Annotated in this window: 12 protein-coding genes; 4 read left to right on the plus strand and 8 right to left on the minus strand. The window is 29.2% G+C overall.

All coding sequences use genetic code 11. The features are described 5' to 3' along the window. Window positions 1-290 precede the first annotated feature (290 nt). Both OCU47_RS13075 and OCU47_RS13080 read left to right on the plus strand, forming a co-directional pair. A complete protein-coding gene (locus OCU47_RS13075; RefSeq protein WP_261829043.1) occupies window positions 291-1,289 on the plus strand; it encodes a ketoacyl-ACP synthase III in 999 nt (332 codons plus the stop codon). A 226-nt stretch (window positions 1,290-1,515) separates the two neighbouring features. Then, entirely contained in the window at window positions 1,516-2,898 is a 1,383-nt protein-coding gene (locus OCU47_RS13080) for a DUF2334 domain-containing protein (RefSeq protein WP_261829044.1), read from the plus strand. Between the two features lie 82 nt (window positions 2,899-2,980). Here the strand turns inward: OCU47_RS13080 and OCU47_RS13085 are convergent, their stop codons facing one another. Further along, a complete protein-coding gene (locus OCU47_RS13085; RefSeq protein ID WP_261829045.1) occupies window positions 2,981-4,120 on the minus strand; it encodes an HD-GYP domain-containing protein in 1,140 nt (379 codons plus the stop codon). A 198-nt stretch (window positions 4,121-4,318) separates the two neighbouring features. Between OCU47_RS13085 and OCU47_RS13090 the strand changes: the two genes are divergently transcribed. Next, window positions 4,319-4,459, plus strand: coding sequence for a hypothetical protein (locus OCU47_RS13090; RefSeq protein WP_261829046.1), 141 nt, complete (start codon window positions 4,319-4,321; stop codon window positions 4,457-4,459). A gap of 210 nt (window positions 4,460-4,669) precedes the next feature. Here OCU47_RS13090 and OCU47_RS13095 read toward each other — a convergent pair whose 3' ends face one another. The 5 genes from OCU47_RS13095 to OCU47_RS13115 all read right to left on the minus strand — a co-directional run bounded on the left by OCU47_RS13095 (window position 4,670) and on the right by OCU47_RS13115 (window position 14,177). Beyond that, window positions 4,670-6,667 (minus strand): methyl-accepting chemotaxis protein, encoded by a 1,998-nt coding sequence (locus OCU47_RS13095; RefSeq protein ID WP_261829047.1) that lies wholly within the window; start codon window positions 6,665-6,667, stop codon window positions 4,670-4,672. 47 nt (window positions 6,668-6,714) lie between these two features. Then, the gene (locus tag OCU47_RS13100) at window positions 6,715-8,757 is read right to left on the minus strand and encodes a methyl-accepting chemotaxis protein (protein ID WP_261829048.1); all 2,043 of its coding nucleotides are present in this window, start codon (window positions 8,755-8,757) and stop codon (window positions 6,715-6,717) included. A 267-nt stretch (window positions 8,758-9,024) separates the two neighbouring features. Beyond that, entirely contained in the window at window positions 9,025-10,998 is a 1,974-nt protein-coding gene (locus OCU47_RS13105) for a methyl-accepting chemotaxis protein (RefSeq protein WP_261829049.1), read from the minus strand. Window positions 10,999-11,326: 328 nt separating this feature from the next. After that, window positions 11,327-13,177 (minus strand): DL-endopeptidase inhibitor IseA family protein, encoded by a 1,851-nt coding sequence (locus OCU47_RS13110; protein WP_261829050.1) that lies wholly within the window; start codon window positions 13,175-13,177, stop codon window positions 11,327-11,329. A gap of 178 nt (window positions 13,178-13,355) precedes the next feature. Further along, a complete protein-coding gene (locus OCU47_RS13115; RefSeq protein WP_261829051.1) occupies window positions 13,356-14,177 on the minus strand; it encodes a nitroreductase family protein in 822 nt (273 codons plus the stop codon). A gap of 330 nt (window positions 14,178-14,507) precedes the next feature. On the opposite strand from OCU47_RS13115, the gene OCU47_RS13120 reads away from it, so the two are divergent. Then, window positions 14,508-15,386, plus strand: a complete 879-nt coding sequence (locus tag OCU47_RS13120; protein ID WP_261829052.1) for a LysR family transcriptional regulator — start codon at window positions 14,508-14,510, stop codon at window positions 15,384-15,386. Between the two features lie 160 nt (window positions 15,387-15,546). On the opposite strand, the gene OCU47_RS13125 is transcribed toward OCU47_RS13120, so the two are convergent. Continuing rightward, on the minus strand, window positions 15,547-17,247 hold the full coding sequence (locus OCU47_RS13125) for a GH3 auxin-responsive promoter family protein (RefSeq protein WP_261829053.1): 1,701 nt from the start codon (window positions 17,245-17,247) through the stop codon (window positions 15,547-15,549). A gap of 130 nt (window positions 17,248-17,377) precedes the next feature. Further along, the gene (locus tag OCU47_RS13130; protein ID WP_261829054.1) at window positions 17,378-18,310 is read right to left on the minus strand and encodes a GNAT family N-acetyltransferase; all 933 of its coding nucleotides are present in this window, start codon (window positions 18,308-18,310) and stop codon (window positions 17,378-17,380) included. Between the last annotated feature and the right edge of the window lie 17 nt (window positions 18,311-18,327).

Consider the following 18,327-nt stretch of genomic DNA (forward strand, 5'->3'; position numbering starts at 1 on the left):
CTTTTCCCCCTTAGTTTTTATCACACTCTACTTAATTTTACCATAAAATTAGACTTTTCTACATAACTTACGTTGTTTTTTTATTTTTATATAATACTTTTTATATTGTGACTAAATTTAAAATTAAAGTTCTGTTTTATTGTCATTTTATGAATTATCAAAGTTCTATATAAACATTTTTTAATAATAGTGATATAATTAGTAAAAATGCAATTCTATTTTTTGCTAAATTATAATATTTTTTATAATTTAATTTTATAAATAGAGTCATCATTTAGGAGGGACATAAAATGAACATAAAAATTAAAGGGATAGAATACTATCATCCAAAATCAAAATACTCTAACGAATACTTTATTAATCACTTCAACAAGAGAGGTATAGATATTTCTGGTCTTTTAGAAGCATCCGGTAGACAAAACAGATATATATCTGATGATCCAAATGAAAATTCATTAACTATGGCAATTGAAGCTTCGAAAAAAGTAGTCCAAGCCTCAAATATTGATTTAAATGATATAGGTTTAGTTGTTTGTGTATCTACTACACCAGAATTTCTAGCACCTACAAACGCTATGAGAATTCATAAAATTCTTGGATTGACCAGAAAAGCTATAGCCTATGATATGAATGCAAATTGTTCTGGACTAGTAATAGCTATGGACCAAGTTTGTAGAATGATGAAAAGCAACAATAGTTTAAAATATACTTTAGTTGTAGGAGTTGATCAATTATTCAGACATACTGATCCTAATGATTCGCTTACACATACAAACTTCGCAGAATCTGCCTGTGCTATATTGCTTGAAAATGTAGATGATACTTGCTCTGACTTTCTAGATAGTTCATTCTTCACATATAATGAATATAGTAATTACGTAACATTTCCCCCAAAAGGATTATCTACATTACTTGATAGCGTAGAAATTAAAGACGGTGAGGATAATATAATTAAGTATGATGATTTTAATTGTGATGATGCCTTTGCTAGTTCAATAGATTCAATAAATGAAATGCTTTCAAGAAATAACTTAAAAAAATCTGATATAAAATTATATTGCTTATCTCAATTTGCCAAAAGCAATATAGATAATATAAAAGATACCTTAGAAGAACCTGAATCTAAATTTCCATTCATAGGTGATGAATTTGGATATACTGGATTGACAAGCCCATTTATAGCTCTTAAAGATTCTATTGATAAAAATAAAATTCAACGTGGAGACCATATTATATTGTGGACAGTTGGTGTAGGTGTTATTGCCTCAGGAATACTTTTAAGATACTAATTTTTATTGCAGATTATATTTAATTCTATGCAGTAGAAGATAGTGATTCACTATTTTCTACTGCATAGAAATCATGCCTATAAATTCTTAAGTACTTTTCATCACTCCTATAATAAGCTTAGAAACTAATTACATTTAAGTAACATTTATGGAATATTTTTGTAAACTATTTTATTAAGAAAAGAGCAATAATATTATAGAAAGTTATTTGATAGGGGTGTAATTTATGAAGCGAAGTTTAATTTTTTCTATATCTTTAATATGTATTTCCACTATTTTAGTTGGTTGCAGTTCTCAAAACAAATCATCTAAGATATCCATCTCACAAGGACAGCAACAAAATGCAGATAGTAAAAAAAATAATGTAACTCCTGAAATTGATTATTCTAATTTTAAAGGGTTTAATATGAATAAAGATGATTTAAAATTACAAGTAAACGGTAAGAACTTTAATTTCAAATTGCCAATCTATTTAGATAAGAATAGATATTACTTTCCATTAAATGAATTTATTGATCAACTTAATGGTAAAGTGAATTTAGAAAACAATTTAATAAATATGAAAATCGATAATAAAACCTATTCAATTGATATTAAAGACAATATTGCTATTTGCCCAGATAAAAAATTTAAATTAAAAAAATCATTATTACAAGAAAATAAAATATTTTATATTGGTTTATCTGATTTATCCAACATGCTAAATTTGTATACACGATGGAATAAGGACACCAAGACTATTAGTTGCAAAATTGATGGATTTAGCAAATCTACTGATGTCACTCCATACCAAGGAAAAATAAAAAAACTAGGTTTTCTACGTCTTGAAGATGTTGGGGTAAGTTCCCAATCCTATGATAAAGATTATTTTGAAAGACTTAGACTTATAGGAAATTACTTAAATGAAAGAAAAGTTCCTTATCATATTGCTTGGATACCAAGGTTTGTAATTCCAAGCTGTAAAATAGATAATGATCCCTTAGTAAAAAATAACTTTGACATAGCTGAGATGGTTTTTAGTTTAGACTTTTTCTTAACACATAATGGTGTTATAGGACTTCATGGATATACTCATCAATATAACAACACAGAATCAACAGTTGGATGTGAATTTGGTAAGTGTCAACCATCTCCAGAAATATGTAAGGAAAGAATTGAAAAAGCTCTATCAACTGCTTCTTATTTGGATATTCCTGTTGATTTTTTCGAAGCACCGCATTATGAAATTACCCCTGCCCAAAATAAAGTTGTGGAAAAGTATTTTAAGATATTATATTATCCATTTTGCGATTTAGGGCCTAGATACATTGATTTAACAAAGCCACAATTAAGCCCATACAATAAATCATCCTACTATATTTCATCACCATTGGATTATATACCTGTCGATAAAGAAGACAGTGCTTTAAAAAGGATAAAAAATTCAAGTATAAATAACATGGGAAGTGTATTTTATCATCCAAACCTTGAGAAAAAATTTATAACCTTATCACAAGATTCTGATGGTTCTCCTACATTCACATATCAAGCCAACTCTACACTAAAAAAATTAATTGATATATTACAAAGTAAAGGATTCAACATCGCTAAGGTAACAGATATTCATTAAGCTATTAGTATGTATATAAAAAACAGCACATTTTAACGTGCTGTTTTTATATCCTAAAAATATTCTGTTTGATTTAATCTACTTAATTAAATAACTTAATTGCCACATTGGCTATTTCTGGATTGAATTGCTTTCCCATCTCTTTACGAATGATTTCTAATGCTTGACTTGAAGATAGTGCACTTCTGTATGCTCTTTCTGAAGTCATTGCATCATAAGCATCCGCTACTTGTATTATCTGTGATTCAAATGGTATATCATTATGATTTATTCCACGTGGGTATCCTGTACCATCATAGTTTTCATGATGATTATAAGCATAATTTGTAATATTAGAAAATCCACTTATTTTCTCTAATATAATCTTAGTATACACTGGATGTTCTTTGATAATATTATATTCTTCTTCAGTTAATCTTCCTGGTTTGTTTAATATTTCAGTTGAAATACCAATCTTACCAATATCATGTAGTAAGGCTGCAGTACCAATATCATTTATTTGCTGCTTTGATAAATGAAGCCCTTCTGCAATAGCACAACTATACTGCCTTACCCTCTTTGCATGGCCTTCTGTATACTTATCCTTAACTTCAATAGCAGATACCAACGCTGTTACCATCTCATCATACATTTTCTTTTCTCTATCATATAAAATCTTTTGAGTATAAAAATTAGATATAATTTGAGAATAAAACTTTAATATCTTCTTTGAAGTTCTTGAAAAACTATTCTTAGTAAAGCAGTCAAAACAAATTACTCCCACATTCAATCCTTCTACTTGAATTGGTGCATACAAACAAGTATAATCTGAATAAGTTCCAAGCTTCTTCATAACAGTTATCTTTTCTTCAGAATATTTCTCATTGTCTCTTTTCTGAACATAGATTTCATATGCCTCAACACTTGCATTAGAAGAACAATTATAATCAATAAAAGCATCTTCTTTTTTAAAAACAAGTTGTGACAATGTTTCAACATTATATCCCTTACTAACTATTGGCACATATTTATCATCTATAAGTTCAAAAAAAGTTCCCTTTTCTGCTTCTGGTATAAGTTTAAAAGCACCAAAAAAAATCTCTTCTAAAAAATCTTTTTTGCTCATGTTGTGCATATTAATAAAAGAATCAACTACTAAAATTATTTTATTATAGTTTATTTCTTCAGTTTCTACTTCAACTTCATTGCTCTCAGCATTTGAATTTTTCAATAATTTTTCCATTAGTATCCTCCCCGAAAAAACATCAATATATATAAATTCATTCTTATATTTAGATAAAGTCTTAAGTACACAAAGTTTATTTTTTAATTATTAAATTTCATTTAAAAAGCTGTTATCTATCATATTCTTATTCAATCTAAAATATATTATAAATATATCCCAAAAACACAGAATATAAACAGAAAGGAGTCCATATAAATGGCAAAAAATAAAAGAGGAAAGGCTATTAAAAAAATACTAAACTGGAGAGGTACTTGTCCTATATGTAAAAGAACCCGAGTTAAACTTCTCTGGGAAAAAGATGGACAAAAAGTATGTAAAATATGTGGTAATAAATAAAGTGTACTCCCCCTAGTAATTTTACTATAAATATAGCTATAATTACAATATATTCTACATTTATACACTATAACTTTAAATTCTTAAGTTTTCACTACATTTTATATATCTTTTTTTAAATTTATATAGAGAACTTGATTAAGTTATAATTTAAAAAATGTAAAAAAAGCTGTAAACAACATCGGTTATTTACAGCTTTTTATGTTTCTTTTATTCCACTTTAAAGCCATCAACCTTACTTATCAAATCATCTACTGATTCATTTAATTTTAAAGCTATATCTGCAACTTCTTCTGTAGATGAAAGCATCTCCTCAGCTGAAGCAGATATTTCTTCTGTAGATGCTGACACTTCTTCCGAAACTGATGCAATACTTTCAATCTTCTTTAGGACTACAGCCTTAGCCTTAATAGCATTTTCTACTGAAGAATAAGTTGCATCCACCATTGGCGTTATCTTTTGAACAGATTGAAGTATATTATCAAAAGATTCTATAGTCTTATCCACAACATTGGCCTGTTCTCCTATTAAGTCACCCATTTGTTTTGAAGTGCCAATTACCGCTTCTGTCTCTCTACTCACTGAGTTTATTAATTCCATTATTTCACCAGAAGCTTTACTAGATTGTTCAGCCAATTGTCTCACCTCATCAGCTACCACAGCAAATCCCTTACCTTGTTCTCCAGCCCTAGCCGCTTCAATAGCAGCATTCAATGCTAAAAGATTTGTTTGTTCAGAAATTTCATTAATTGAATCAGTAATCTTTCCTATCTCTCCAACTGTTGTTCCTAATTCATTTATCTTATTATTAACTACTGCTGAAAATTGCTTTACTTTAACTATAGATTCAGTAAGTGATTCAATATAATCCTTCCCTATAACTGCCTTACCCTCTGCATCTTTACTGCTTGAATTTACATTAGTAACTTTATTATAAATATCATCTAATTCTCCGTTAAACTTCTCCAATTCACTTGTAACATCTAATAACTCACGAGTTTGATCTACAGCTCCATTGGATATTCCTTCAATTGCCATTGCTACTTCATTAGCTGCAACTGCCATCTCCTTTGATGTACTAGTAAGAGTGCTAGACATATTGTTAACACTAAAACTATTTTCTTTAACACCTGATACAGAAAATCTTAGCTTTTCCATAGTCTCATTAATCTTATCAGCCATTATACCAATTTCATCTTTAGTTTTAATACTTAATTTAGTAGTAAAATCACCTTCTGATATGTTATCCATAGCTTTTACTACACTATTAATATGATTAGTAAGAGCCCTTGCAATAGCCATTGATAGAAGAACTGAAAGTATTAATGCTACTCCTGATATAGTAAATATTACAGTCATAACAATTGAACTTATTCCTGTCAATTCACTCTCTGGAATATTAGCTAAGTATATTAATCCTGTATTTTTATCTGCACTATAAACTACTAGCTTTTTTACACCATTATATACATATTCAGCACTTCCTGTTTTTTTGCTTAATATCTCATTACCAACACTTGTTTTCAATATTCCTTTTTGGAAAATTTCAGTTTGCTTAGGATGCATTACAGTTGTACCATCACTATCAATAGCAAACAGATAGCCTGATTCTCCTATTTTTATATTAGTTACATATTTCTGTGATAATTTTTGCAAATCAATTGAGAATACTATGTATCCTTGAATTGTATTTTGTCTATCCAATATTGGCACTGCTACAGGAAATATTGCATTTCCTGTACTCATACTCTTCTTTACTTTTCCCATTACTAAAGTCTTAGTTTCTTTAGCTTCATTTAAGTAATCTGGTACAGTATATGGTTTATTCTCAATTCCACTATTAATAGCATCTCCTATAGGTAGCTGGTTTTTACTTATAATAACTATATTAGAAAACACTTTGTACTTGTCCATCATCGACTTGTATTTATCAATAAATTCAGCTTTAGTTATCGGCATTCCTTTGTTATCTCCACTTAAATATCCAACAAGCATGCCATCATGTTGAGAATCTAAAGCTACATTCTTAACCATTTCTAAAGTACCTTCCATGGTACTTTTAGATACATTAAGCTCTTCTTGTAATCTTTTATATGCGTCATTTAAATTATAATTTTTCACCACTGTACTAACAATAATTCCCGAAATAACCAAAGGAACTATTGCAAAAATGGTAAAATACATAATAAACTTTTTCTTTAGTTTCATTTTCCTCTCTCCTATAATTTATTAATTATAATAAATTTCACTACATTTTATAATTTGAATTGATTAACTGTATGTTTAAGTCTATTCACCAACTCTTCCAATCTATTTGTTGTATCACCAATTTGGTGCATATACGCTGATTGTTGCTCATTTGCTGCAGTAACCTCTTCAGTTGAAGCAGAATTTTCTTCTGTAACAGCTGCAACATTACTTATTACCTCATTTGTAATATTAGCTTTACCTGCAATGCTATTTGCAGCATTTGCTACTTCCAATACAACAGAATTAATATCATTAAATACCTTTTCTATATCTTCAAAACTCTTTCCAACTGATGTTGCTATCTCAACACCTTGATTAACATCATTTGTACCTTGATTCATTTTAGTAGCTATATTTTCTATCTGCTTTTGAACTCCGCCTATAAGATCAGCAATTTTATTTGAAGCAATGCTTGATTGTTCTGCCAACTTTCTTACTTCTTCAGCAACAACTGCAAATCCTTTTCCTTGTTCCCCAGCTCTTGCAGCTTCAATAGCTGCATTAAGTGCTAATAAATTAGTTTGTTCAGAAATATCACTTATCACATCTACTATTTGTCCAATTTCCTTTGATTGATCCAATAAATTTTGAGTTTCTTTAACATTATAACTATTACTATTAGCTATAGTTTTTATACTTTCTACTGCCTCTTTAACACCTTTTGCTCCATAGTTACTTACCTTTTTAGATTGTTCTACAACACTAATCATATAATTACACTTATTAGAAACTTCCTTTATTTCCTCAACCAATTCAGTGGTAACCATTGAAGCTTTACCTGCACTTTCAGCCTGTGTTACAGCTCCAGCTGCAATTTCTTGCATACTTTTTGAAACTTCATCTGTTCCTCTTAATGATTCTTCTGTTGCCATAAGCAAATCACTAGATAAAGTGCTGACTTCATTTGCAGAATCACTTATAGCCCCTATCATTTCCTTAAGCTTTAATGCTGTATTATTTAAACTCATACCAACATGTCCAATTTCGTCATCATTCTTAACTTCTAACCGTTTTGTAAGATCTCCTGATGCAATTTCTTCTGAAAATGCAGATAATTTTATTATTGGTGCTGTTAACTTTTTAGCTACCAAATAAATAACGCCACCGATAATAAGCACAAGCACAGCTGTTAATGAAAGTAAAATATACATCAACCTATCTACAGAAGCAAACAACTCTGATTCTGATATTACACTTGCTATACTCCACCCTGATAAAGCAACTCTATGATAGAATGCTATGTAATTATCACTGCCTGATGCAAAACGCATAACCCCTGTTTCTTTATTAAGCATGTCACTTCCTAGCAATTTAATGTTTGTATCCTTTACATCTGAAATCTTGCTTTTCATTACTAAAGATTGATCTGGATGCACAAGAATAGTACCATCTTTTCCTATCAATAAACTATATCCTTTTTGTCCAAATTTAAAATTCTTTACCTTATCTTGAATAAACGATAAATTCACAGCTGAAATCATTGTTCCTATAGATTTATCACTTTCATCCTTTATTGGTACTCCCATTACAACCAAAGTTTTCCCTGTTCCCTTTGATATTACTGGATTTGATATATTGTATTCAACTCCACTCATAAGGGTTTTATACCAAGGTTTCTCTGATACATCCCCTATTACAAATTTTCCATTTGAATATTGAGCTCTGGATTTACCATCATTGTTAAACAATGTAGCTGAAGCATTATCATATTCACCCGGATAATTCTTATCTAAGTATTTGATTCTATCTGAATTAAATTTATCCACAGCATTGATATCTTTATCAATAAGCTTAGCTGTAGGTGTATTTGCTGAACTTCTAACTTCAAGAAGTTTTCCTTCTAACCAAGTATTTATATTTTCAGTTAGTTTGCCTGTTTCCTCAATTCTACCACTAACAATTTCTTGCTTAACCGTATCTCTAAATTGATAAATTGCAATAGAACTTAAAATTAACATACCGATAATAACAATTGGTAAAATACTTACTAATAACTTAGTTTTAAAAGACGATTTTTTTAATGACTTGCGTGAGAACTTTTTTGACACCTTTTATCCCCCCATAAAATTGTTTTACTTACATTACTTTAAAGTAATTAAATTGGATTAGTAACTTATACAACTTATCAATTTATAACTCAGTTTAATAATATCATAAACCCTATTCCCCCACAATAAATTTTGTCTTTTTTTGTCGTTATGTGTCTTTGGTAATTTTTGAATTCCCCCCCAACTTTAGTTTTATAAAATTCAAATTATTTTGTTTATGAAAAAAGGGCAAGAATCTTTATAGATTCTCACCCTACTTCACAACTATTAAAATTTAAATTGTGAAACTTGCTCTTTAAGAATATTTGCTGTATCCCTTAATTCACCAAAATTACTCATAAACTCATCAGTTGATGCTGCTACTTCTTCAACTGAAGCTGTTACTTCCTCTGTACCTGCCGCAGTTTCTTCTAATAATGATGAAAGATTCTCAACTTGATTAACAACATTATCCTTCATACTATTTATTGATTCAACGCCTTCTGCTATCTCGTAAACTTTGGTACTTAATGTTCCTACAGCTGAAACTATTTCTGTAAATATCTCTTGTGATTCTACTACAGCTTCTTCTTGTAAATTAACACATTCTGTTGTGCTATGTACTTTTGAAACTGCTAGTTTAGCTTTTTCATTTATTTCCTTTATTATCTCATCAATTTGTTTTGCTGATTCTGCTGTCTCTTCTGCTAACTTTCTTATTTGATCTGAAACCACAGCAAATCCTCTACCTGCTTCTCCAGCCCTTGCAGCCTCTATTGCTGCATTTAATGCTAAAAGATTGGTTTGTTCAGTAATTGAACTGATTGTTTGGTTTATTCCTTCAATCTTTACGATGCTTTCTGAAACCTCATCTACTACTTTTCTAACTTCTTCAGTATTATTTTTAGTTGCATTTGATTTATTCATAACTGTATGAACAACCTCTAGCCCTTTAGATCCTAGGTCATTAGTTTTCTTAGCCATATTATTAACATTTTCTACTCCAAGCTTTATGTTATCCATGGAGTTTGATAATGAATGCATATCCCCTGATATATATTCTAAACTATTAGCTGACTGCATTGTTCCTGATGATATTTCAGTTATTGTTTTAGAAACTTGTCCCATAACTGAAGATATATCCTCACTTGTTCTAGCTGAATTTTCAGCATTATCATTTACTTTTATAACTGATTCATCTACATGTAACATAAGCTTTGAAACGTTATTTTTCATTTTTGTAAAGCTTTGTCCTAAAACTATAAATTCTTTTATATTACTTTTAATATTAATATCAGAATTAAATTCTCCCATAGCAGCCTTTTCTATTCCATCTTTTAGCTTATTAATGCTAATACCTATACTCTTTGAAAATTTAATTGATATTAATAATGCAACAATTGTCAAGGCTATTATTAATACTATTGTTATTATCATTTCTTGTACTTCATTTTGTCGCAACTCTGAAGAATTGACTTTAAGAATTACTTTCCAACCTGTTTTGTCAGATGTGGAAAAGCTTCCTTCATATTTTGTTCCACCATAATTAAATTTTAATGTCCCACTATTACCAGCTGATATATCCTTCCAAGTAGCATACTTTGTAGGTTCCTGTCCTCCAATTTTACTTCTATCACTATTTGACACTACCAAACCAGTTTTATCTGTAATAATTAACTCTCCGGTTTTTCCATATCTTATACTTGATAATCTATTAGATAATTGACTTAAATCAATATCGATGCATATAACTCCTATGGCACTATTGTTTTTCATAACAGGTTTATATATAGTAATAGCATATTTTCCTGTAAGTATATCTTTATATGGACTATGTATAGTGAAATTACCTCCACTTGCTACAGATTCTTTATACCATGACTTTACTCTAGGATCGTATCCATCTGGTAATTTATCATCAAGAACTTGAATCATACCTCCAGACGCTTGATCTGCATAATAAATATTTAATATGCTAGTATCATTACTTTTTAATAAACTCATATCTTGTCTTAACTTTTGTATATTAGTAAAATCACTCTTTGATATTATTGTGTCTAATGAATTCTCATAAGCTGAGATTTCTTCTTCTATCATATTTTCCGCTATATTTATTAGTGATGTTCCATTACTATTAAAATCTTCATTCGTGTTCCTACTGAACATAGCTGTTGATGTGATTCCTAAAATAACAACTGGAATTATAGCTAAAGTTAGAATCACTATCAATAAATTGTTTTTTAAACTTAAGTTTTTTTTCATGTTTCACCTCGTATAACATATTATAATAATTGTCTTTTCTATTATACGACATTATTTGCTTTTTCCAATTTGTTTTTTTGCCTTATTTGTCTATTTTTCCCCAATAAAATTCATTTTCTCACTTCAATTCGATAATAATTATAGCCACATTATTGAAAATAGTTAAAAATCTCCCCTATCTAGACATAAATCAATTTTTTCTTAATATATTTATTATGCAATTTATATTTTTAATCTCCAAACCAGAAAAATCTTATTTTCAAATAAGACAATGCTTTTTAACGGAAACAAAGAGGCTGCATTGCAGCCTCTTTTATATAAATTATATTTAATATGGACCATGAAAACTATTTATTTTCCACTTGCCATCTTCTAGCTTGAGTTTTATATCTCCATCATCTGCTGATGAGTCATCAAATAAATATTTAGCATAGGCTGTAGCATGGATAGTATTCCCCTTATTTTGCCTAGTTTTTATAGAAGTATAAGTGTAGCTTGCTCCTATTCCTGAATCACCAACTATAATATATAACTTTCCATTTCGCTCAATAAAACCGTCTCCCCCCATAAACTTATCCATATATTGTTTTGTAAAGTAAAGAGAAAATGCTGTTCTTATTTTCTCTTTACTTGAGTATGGCTCATTTAAACCTGCATAAGAAAAGTTATTATATTTGAACTGATCTGAATTTCTTTTATCACTTAAATCTAAAATTAACTTATTAGCATTATTACAAAGAGTTATTATATCCTCATTTTTTATATCAGGAATATCCTGTTGAGCAGCCTTTTCCTGATTTTTCTCTACTAGTTTTATTTCACTTGAATACACATACATTTTATTACCTAAATTATATAAAGATGTATCACTAGGTTCACCATCAATATCCATTAATTTAACTGGATTAAGCCCATCAACTGAAGCTGTAAATATACCATCTTCAGTAATATAATAGACATCTTTACCAATACAATTAAAGCTGTTCACATCTTCTATAGTTACATTTTGTGTATTATTCTGGATATCTAATTTTCCAAAACCGTTCTTCTCTATTTTAGCTGCAGATATGTTACCATATATCTCACCCTTGTAAACTTCTGCTGAACCAAAATATTTATAATTATTAGCATCTCCCCAGGTAGGCTTACTTTTTTGTAATGATATAAAACTACCATATCTATTACTGCTACAAATATATTTATCATTGATTACTCCAATTGTGCCCATGCTTGTTCCAATAGTTTTTTCAATATCTTCATATTTAAAATTCATTTTATTTAAACAAACTAAATCAAATCCATTATGTTCACCTGTAACTTCAGCATAATATATATATTCTCCAACTATATATACATAGTTAGTATTCTTTCTTATAATTTCTTTATTTTGTCCATTTAAATCTGTCTTGACTAAGGAACCGTATTGTTCACTTTTACTATCAATAAAGAATATATTATTTCCTATAATATTTATGTATCTTGCCTCTACACTTCCATCCAATTGTGTCTTATTGCTTAAATCTTCCTTCATTTTATATAATGCCTTGCTACTTGGATCTCTATAATATATCCATCCATTTTTATAAGCCATATCACCACCAAGTAAATTGTTTCCCATAGTGTTTCCTGCAGCTTCTAAAACTTCTATACCTACATTTACATTGATACCTGTATATTTTTCTTTAGCTTGTACCTCTTTATAACCTACCTCTGAAGTATTAACCTTATTGTTATTCATATCTAACTTTAATGATATGTTGCTTCCCCTATTAATTTTTACAGGAATTGTACTATTCTGAGTAATTGAACTGCCTTTATCAACCCTTAAATATCCATCTTGTAATGATGCATTTTTTAATGTTTGCTTTAACATTTCAATCAATGATTTGTTATCCTTATTAGTATCTAAGCCTAAATATAAGACTTCTACAGCCTTATCTAATCTGTCTTTACTTAAATAGTAACTGCTTAATGACGAATAAATTTTACTGTTGTTATTATATTTAACCAACAAACTTCTATAAGCATTGATCACTTTCTTCTCTTCTTGTTTATCTTGCACATTTACTATTTCTTTAATTCCCTGATTGATTTGGTAATCTACGTACTTTGTATAACCTACATAACCAGCACCTAATAAAATTAAGATAGACAATGTAATTATTATGATTTTTTTCATTTGTTATTTCCCCCTTTGTTTAGTTCTTACGCACCTATTTTTCTACATTTTTCATCTCATTCTACCATAGTTATAATTTTAATTACAATCAAATTTATCTTTCAATTAAATCTCCCCATAAAATAAAGACAATAAGTATCTGCTAGGTACTCATTGTCTTTAAAATTTTTCACATTTATTACTTCCAGTTTACGTTTGCTTCTTTTCTTGGTACAGTTCTAAAATACCTTACATCTGGATATCCTATTACCATACATGTTACTATTTCTTTTCCTTCTTCTACGCCTATAAAATCCATTATCTTTTTATTGCCTTGTGCTGCTCTTACAAAGAACCCACTAAAGAAAGTTCCAAGACCTACTGCATTTGTCATAAGTTCCATATTTGAAGATGCTAAAGCACCATTAACTTGAGAATTAGCTGTTACTACAATAATTGCTGGAGCATTAAAGAATAACTTGTCATTTTCCTTAGGATTCTTTTTATACTCCTCATACATAGCAATCCACATCTCAGCATATCTCTTATATACCATAGTTTCTGGAGTCAAATTGGCCAACATAGTTTCTCCAATATTCTTTAAACTCTCTAAAGTCAGTTCCTTTAGTTCATCTAATCCTTCCATTACTACTGTATAGGAAACATCTTGCATATTACTACCAGTTTGAGTAAATCTACCAGCTTCAATAATACTAGCTATTTTTTCTGTTTCTACTTCTTTATTTTTAAACTGTCTTGTAGTTCTTCTAAATTTAATAAAGTTAAGTAAATTATCAGCTTCAACTGCAAAATTCTCTTTATTATATTCTTTTACCTCTTCCATGTTGTACTCATCAGTTGATACTGCATTCTTAGGGCAAACAGCAATACAATGCCCACATTTAAAGCATCTTTGATTATCTATCTCAGCCTTTCCCTCTTTAATTTCTATAGCATTTAAAAAACAGTCCTTTACACATTGTGCACATCCAACGCACTTATTTACATCTACTTTCATCATACAAAACTCTACTCCTCGCACATATATATTTTGACATTCATATAAATAAAATTTATAATTATTTTATTTATATATAGATCTTTTTACTCATTGATGTTGATTATATCACTAAATATTAAATTGTGTCCAATTAATATTTTTCACACAACTATAACTAAAAGTTATGAAAACGCCAAGAAAAAAATCACTTTATCCGATAGCAAGCATCCGTAACACTCCAACTTCTTTAAGTTGGAGATAACGGCTGCACGCTCCTGGATAAGTTCAACTAAGATTCAGATGGGGATACACCCCACCTGAATCAAGTTTCACTTGATAAGGAGATTATTTATGAATCTACAACAATTAGAATATCTTAAAAAAATAGCTGAAACAGAAAACTTTACAACTGCTGCTTCTGCCGCCTCTGTAACTCAGCCTGCATTAAGTAAAGCAATATCTAAACTAGAGGAAGAATTAAATGTTCCTTTATTTGAACGAAATGGGCGTAATGTTACACTTACACCTTTTGGAGAAGTGTTTCTGAGACATGCTGAAATAGCTCTATCAGAAATTGAAAAAGGAATTATTGAAATACAAGATATGCTACATCCAGATAATAGCACTATTTCTATTGCCTTTACATTTTGTATTGGTGCTTATTTCATACCATTTATAATAAGTGATTTTTCAAATAACTTTCCTAACACAAAATTTCAATTTAATAACCAATCAAATTCTGAAATTTTAAGAGATTTAAAAAATGGCAAAATACATTTAGGCTTTTATGATGATGTATCTGAGGCACATAACTTCCCAGAAATTGAATCAATTGCAGTAAAAAAGCAAGAGTACGTACTCATTGTTCCCAAAAAACATCCTATTGCAAATGAAACAGAAGTGTCCTTAAAAGATCTAAAAGGAGAGACCTTTATAGTTTTTAACGAAGGCAACAAGGATAAAATGCTTTCCTATAAGGAATTCTTAGACTATACTACTCAAATCTCTGTAGAGCCTAACCAAGCTAATATGCTTAGTGGATTGGTAGCCGCAGGTGCCGGTATTACTATTGTCCCTAATACTCCACTAATTAATACTAATGCACTTTCAGTTATAAAAATAAAAGAAGACATTGGATATAAAACAATTTACATGGGATGGCTTAAAAATTCATATATGTCCACTATAGCTAAGAAGTTTAAAGATTATATAATATCATCAATTTCTTAGTATCAATAAAGCAATTAATTAAATACCAGAAAACTTACCTTTATAAATTAAATTTTTCTACCTTCTTGTTATAAGAATATAATATAATAACGCTCTATAACTAGAAGAGTCTTATAATGATTGAAAAAATCATTATAAGACTCTTCTAGTTATATCAAGTTTATATTTTTATTCTATTTTCATTAATAATATCTAATATAGTTTTGTTATTAGTAACTACCCTGGGAATCTTAATTTGATTTTTAGAGATTCCCTGACTAAATAACTGTTCCTTTATTAAATTAAAAGTATTAGGAGCTAAAAGTATTACCTTTACCCTACCTAATCTTTTATTGTTTCTAGCTCTATCAAAAGCTAAATTTGATTTTCTAAGTTCACTATCTAAAGTTGCCTCTAATAAATTAATATTAATTCTTAAAGCATTATCTTTAAATTCAAAATAAAAAATATATCTTCCCGGCGTAACTGAATTATCTGGCATTGTGGTGTAATCAACTAAGCTTAAATCAAGTTTTTTTACTGTACTTCTTATTGCACTTGTTAAATGTTCCTCATTTGTTTTCTCAGCTGCCATATTTAAAACTTGATTTTTTCTATATAAGAATTCAATTTCAGGACAATTATTATAAAAACCAACTACTTTTATAACATCACCAATTTTATATCTATATAATCCAGCATAATTAGTCACTACTATTTCATATTTTTCTCCTACCTTTAATTCATCTATAAGAAGTGTATTCTTTCCTGTTCCCCCTTCTGATATAGGAATAAATTCATAAAAAACAGTGTTTGGAATAATAACATACTTAATCTTATAAGCATCAGGATTAATTCCAATCATTGCTTCTGTAGCTGCATAAGCCGGTGAATAAATAGGTAGTGAATCAGTATAGTAATTTACCTTATCGTCATATATAGAAAAGTTTGCTCCTGCTACTGTTGCAATATATAATAAATTAGGCCATATTCTACTGCTTATCCCTTTAAATCCTTTCTTAAATTCTTCTTCTAATTTATCAGCTCTACTTGCATTAGGAGTAAGTAATTTATTTAATGAAATTCTAGTTCCTTCATCTATATTCAAATTTCTATTTATTCTTCCTTTTCTTATATCAAGAACTAAATCCTTATGCCTACTCTCCAAAACCCTAAACAAATCTAGAACATTTGAAATAAAAACCCCACTAATATATAAAAGTTTCACTTCTAATAATCCAAATAATAAATGAAGATAGAGGGCGGACTCCTTATCTTTAATCGTCATAACTTCTATAGGTGAAGTGTATAAATAAGGCAATATATGTTTTATGCCCTTCATCCCTCCAGAAGTAGCTGAACAAATTGGAATTCCACCTTTTGTGTAGGTTGTCATCACTATATCTGCTATCATCAAACCTTTGCCATAATTCCACTTTTCCTTAAAGTTATCATAAGAAAATTTATTGGTCAGTAACGCCATATATTTCGAAGCATTCTTCCTGCTACTTTTAGTTGATGGAATTAACTTTTGCTTGCCTGTGGTTCCAGATGTATGCCCAAAATATTCTACATCCTCACAAATTAAAATATTCTTTTCTCCATTTGCCATCCTTTGTATATCTTCTTCATAATAAGAGTATTCAGTTAATGGAACCTCATTTTTATAATCTTGCACAGAGCTAATATTTTGAAAATTAAACTTTTTGCCGAACTCACTTCTACTATTTTTCTTTAAAATTTTATATAAAACTTCCTCATTGACCTTTCTACAGTTTTCAGTGCTCTTATTAAATTTTCGCTTTACCAAAGCACCGCCATCTATAGAAACTTTATAAAGCATCTTGCTTACTATACTCGTAATAAGACTCTCCTTAAGCATTTCTCTAAATCTAGTATATGAGAAAAGTTAGGATATGATTATATAAATATACGCTATGTCAAAGAATAGTAGTAATAATAATCTAGTCTTTTAATCTTAAAATACCAAATAAGATTAACAATTTAATATTTCAACCAGCTAATCTAGTGAGAAGATGTATCTTATCATTTATAAAAGGATTATCTCCACCCATTAACATCATAACTTGCGTCTTTTGTATTTTAAATTTATGCTGTGAAATTAAGTAATTGCATATTTCTTCATTATAAGTATTGCAATCTATGGAAATACTGTTATACCCTATTTTTTCAGCATACTTTGTACAGGCATCTATCATAGAGTCTATTGCTTTTTTATAATCTAAGTTTTTATCTATAGCTGCTACCTTAATTTGAATGCATTTCAAATCAAATTCTCTTATGAATTTTGTATAACAAATAAGAATTCCTTCTACTTTTGTATTAACTTTTAATTTAAATGCAGTTCCAAAGTTTTTATACTTAATCATATACAGCTCAGAAGTCAAATCAAAATCATTAAGTATATTACATGATAAATTCTTTAAATCATTCTTAATATTTATATACTCTGATTCATCAGAAATATTAACTTCTTCAACTTCATAATCAGAATTACCTGCAAATTTTTCTTTGAAATCAAGTTGTTTTTGTAATTTCAGTGATAGCTTATGAGGAGTAAATCCAAGACTCATATAAAATCCAACATTATACTGGGACTCTGGCATTGTATTAAGCCCTATAGTAGATACTTTATACTCCTCCTTTAAAATTTTTATAGTATGCTTAATCATAGTTTTTCCAATGCCCTGACTTTGATATTTAGGATCAACTCCAAAAGGTCCAAACCACCCAAAAGAACCCCAAATGTGTATGAAATTGAATCCTACTACTTTCCCATCTATTTCATAGACTATGCTTGAATTATCACTTGATTCAATATATCCTTCTATCCCTTCTGTTCTCCTGCTAAAGTCATCCTTAAAGCATAACTTATCTATTTTTCTTATTGCATCAATGTCTTTATACTCCATAGCTCTTATCATATTAAATCCCCCTACTT

Origin of the sequence: Clostridium sp. TW13, assembly GCF_024345225.1 — a bacterium.
Taxonomy (GTDB): domain Bacteria; phylum Bacillota; class Clostridia; order Clostridiales; family Clostridiaceae; genus Inconstantimicrobium; species Inconstantimicrobium mannanitabidum.

What these genes read in the sequence shown, in the direction of transcription:
- OCU47_RS13110 (WP_261829050.1), bottom strand. Translation starts at nt 13,177, where the DNA reads ATGAAAAAAATCATAATAATTACATTGTCTATCTTAATTTTATTAGGT.
- OCU47_RS13080 (WP_261829044.1), top strand. Translation starts at nt 1,516, where the DNA reads ATGAAGCGAAGTTTAATTTTTTCTATATCTTTAATATGTATTTCCACT.
- OCU47_RS13075 (WP_261829043.1), top strand. Translation starts at nt 291, where the DNA reads ATGAACATAAAAATTAAAGGGATAGAATACTATCATCCAAAATCAAAA.
- OCU47_RS13095 (WP_261829047.1), bottom strand. Translation starts at nt 6,667, where the DNA reads ATGAAACTAAAGAAAAAGTTTATTATGTATTTTACCATTTTTGCAATA.
- OCU47_RS13125 (WP_261829053.1), bottom strand. Translation starts at nt 17,247, where the DNA reads ATGCTTAAGGAGAGTCTTATTACGAGTATAGTAAGCAAGATGCTTTAT.
- OCU47_RS13120 (WP_261829052.1), top strand. Translation starts at nt 14,508, where the DNA reads ATGAATCTACAACAATTAGAATATCTTAAAAAAATAGCTGAAACAGAA.
- OCU47_RS13085 (WP_261829045.1), bottom strand. Translation starts at nt 4,120, where the DNA reads ATGGAAAAATTATTGAAAAATTCAAATGCTGAGAGCAATGAAGTTGAA.
- OCU47_RS13105 (WP_261829049.1), bottom strand. Translation starts at nt 10,998, where the DNA reads ATGAAAAAAAACTTAAGTTTAAAAAACAATTTATTGATAGTGATTCTA.
- OCU47_RS13115 (WP_261829051.1), bottom strand. Translation starts at nt 14,177, where the DNA reads ATGATGAAAGTAGATGTAAATAAGTGCGTTGGATGTGCACAATGTGTA.
- OCU47_RS13130 (WP_261829054.1), bottom strand. Translation starts at nt 18,310, where the DNA reads ATGATAAGAGCTATGGAGTATAAAGACATTGATGCAATAAGAAAAATA.
- OCU47_RS13090 (WP_261829046.1), top strand. Translation starts at nt 4,319, where the DNA reads ATGGCAAAAAATAAAAGAGGAAAGGCTATTAAAAAAATACTAAACTGG.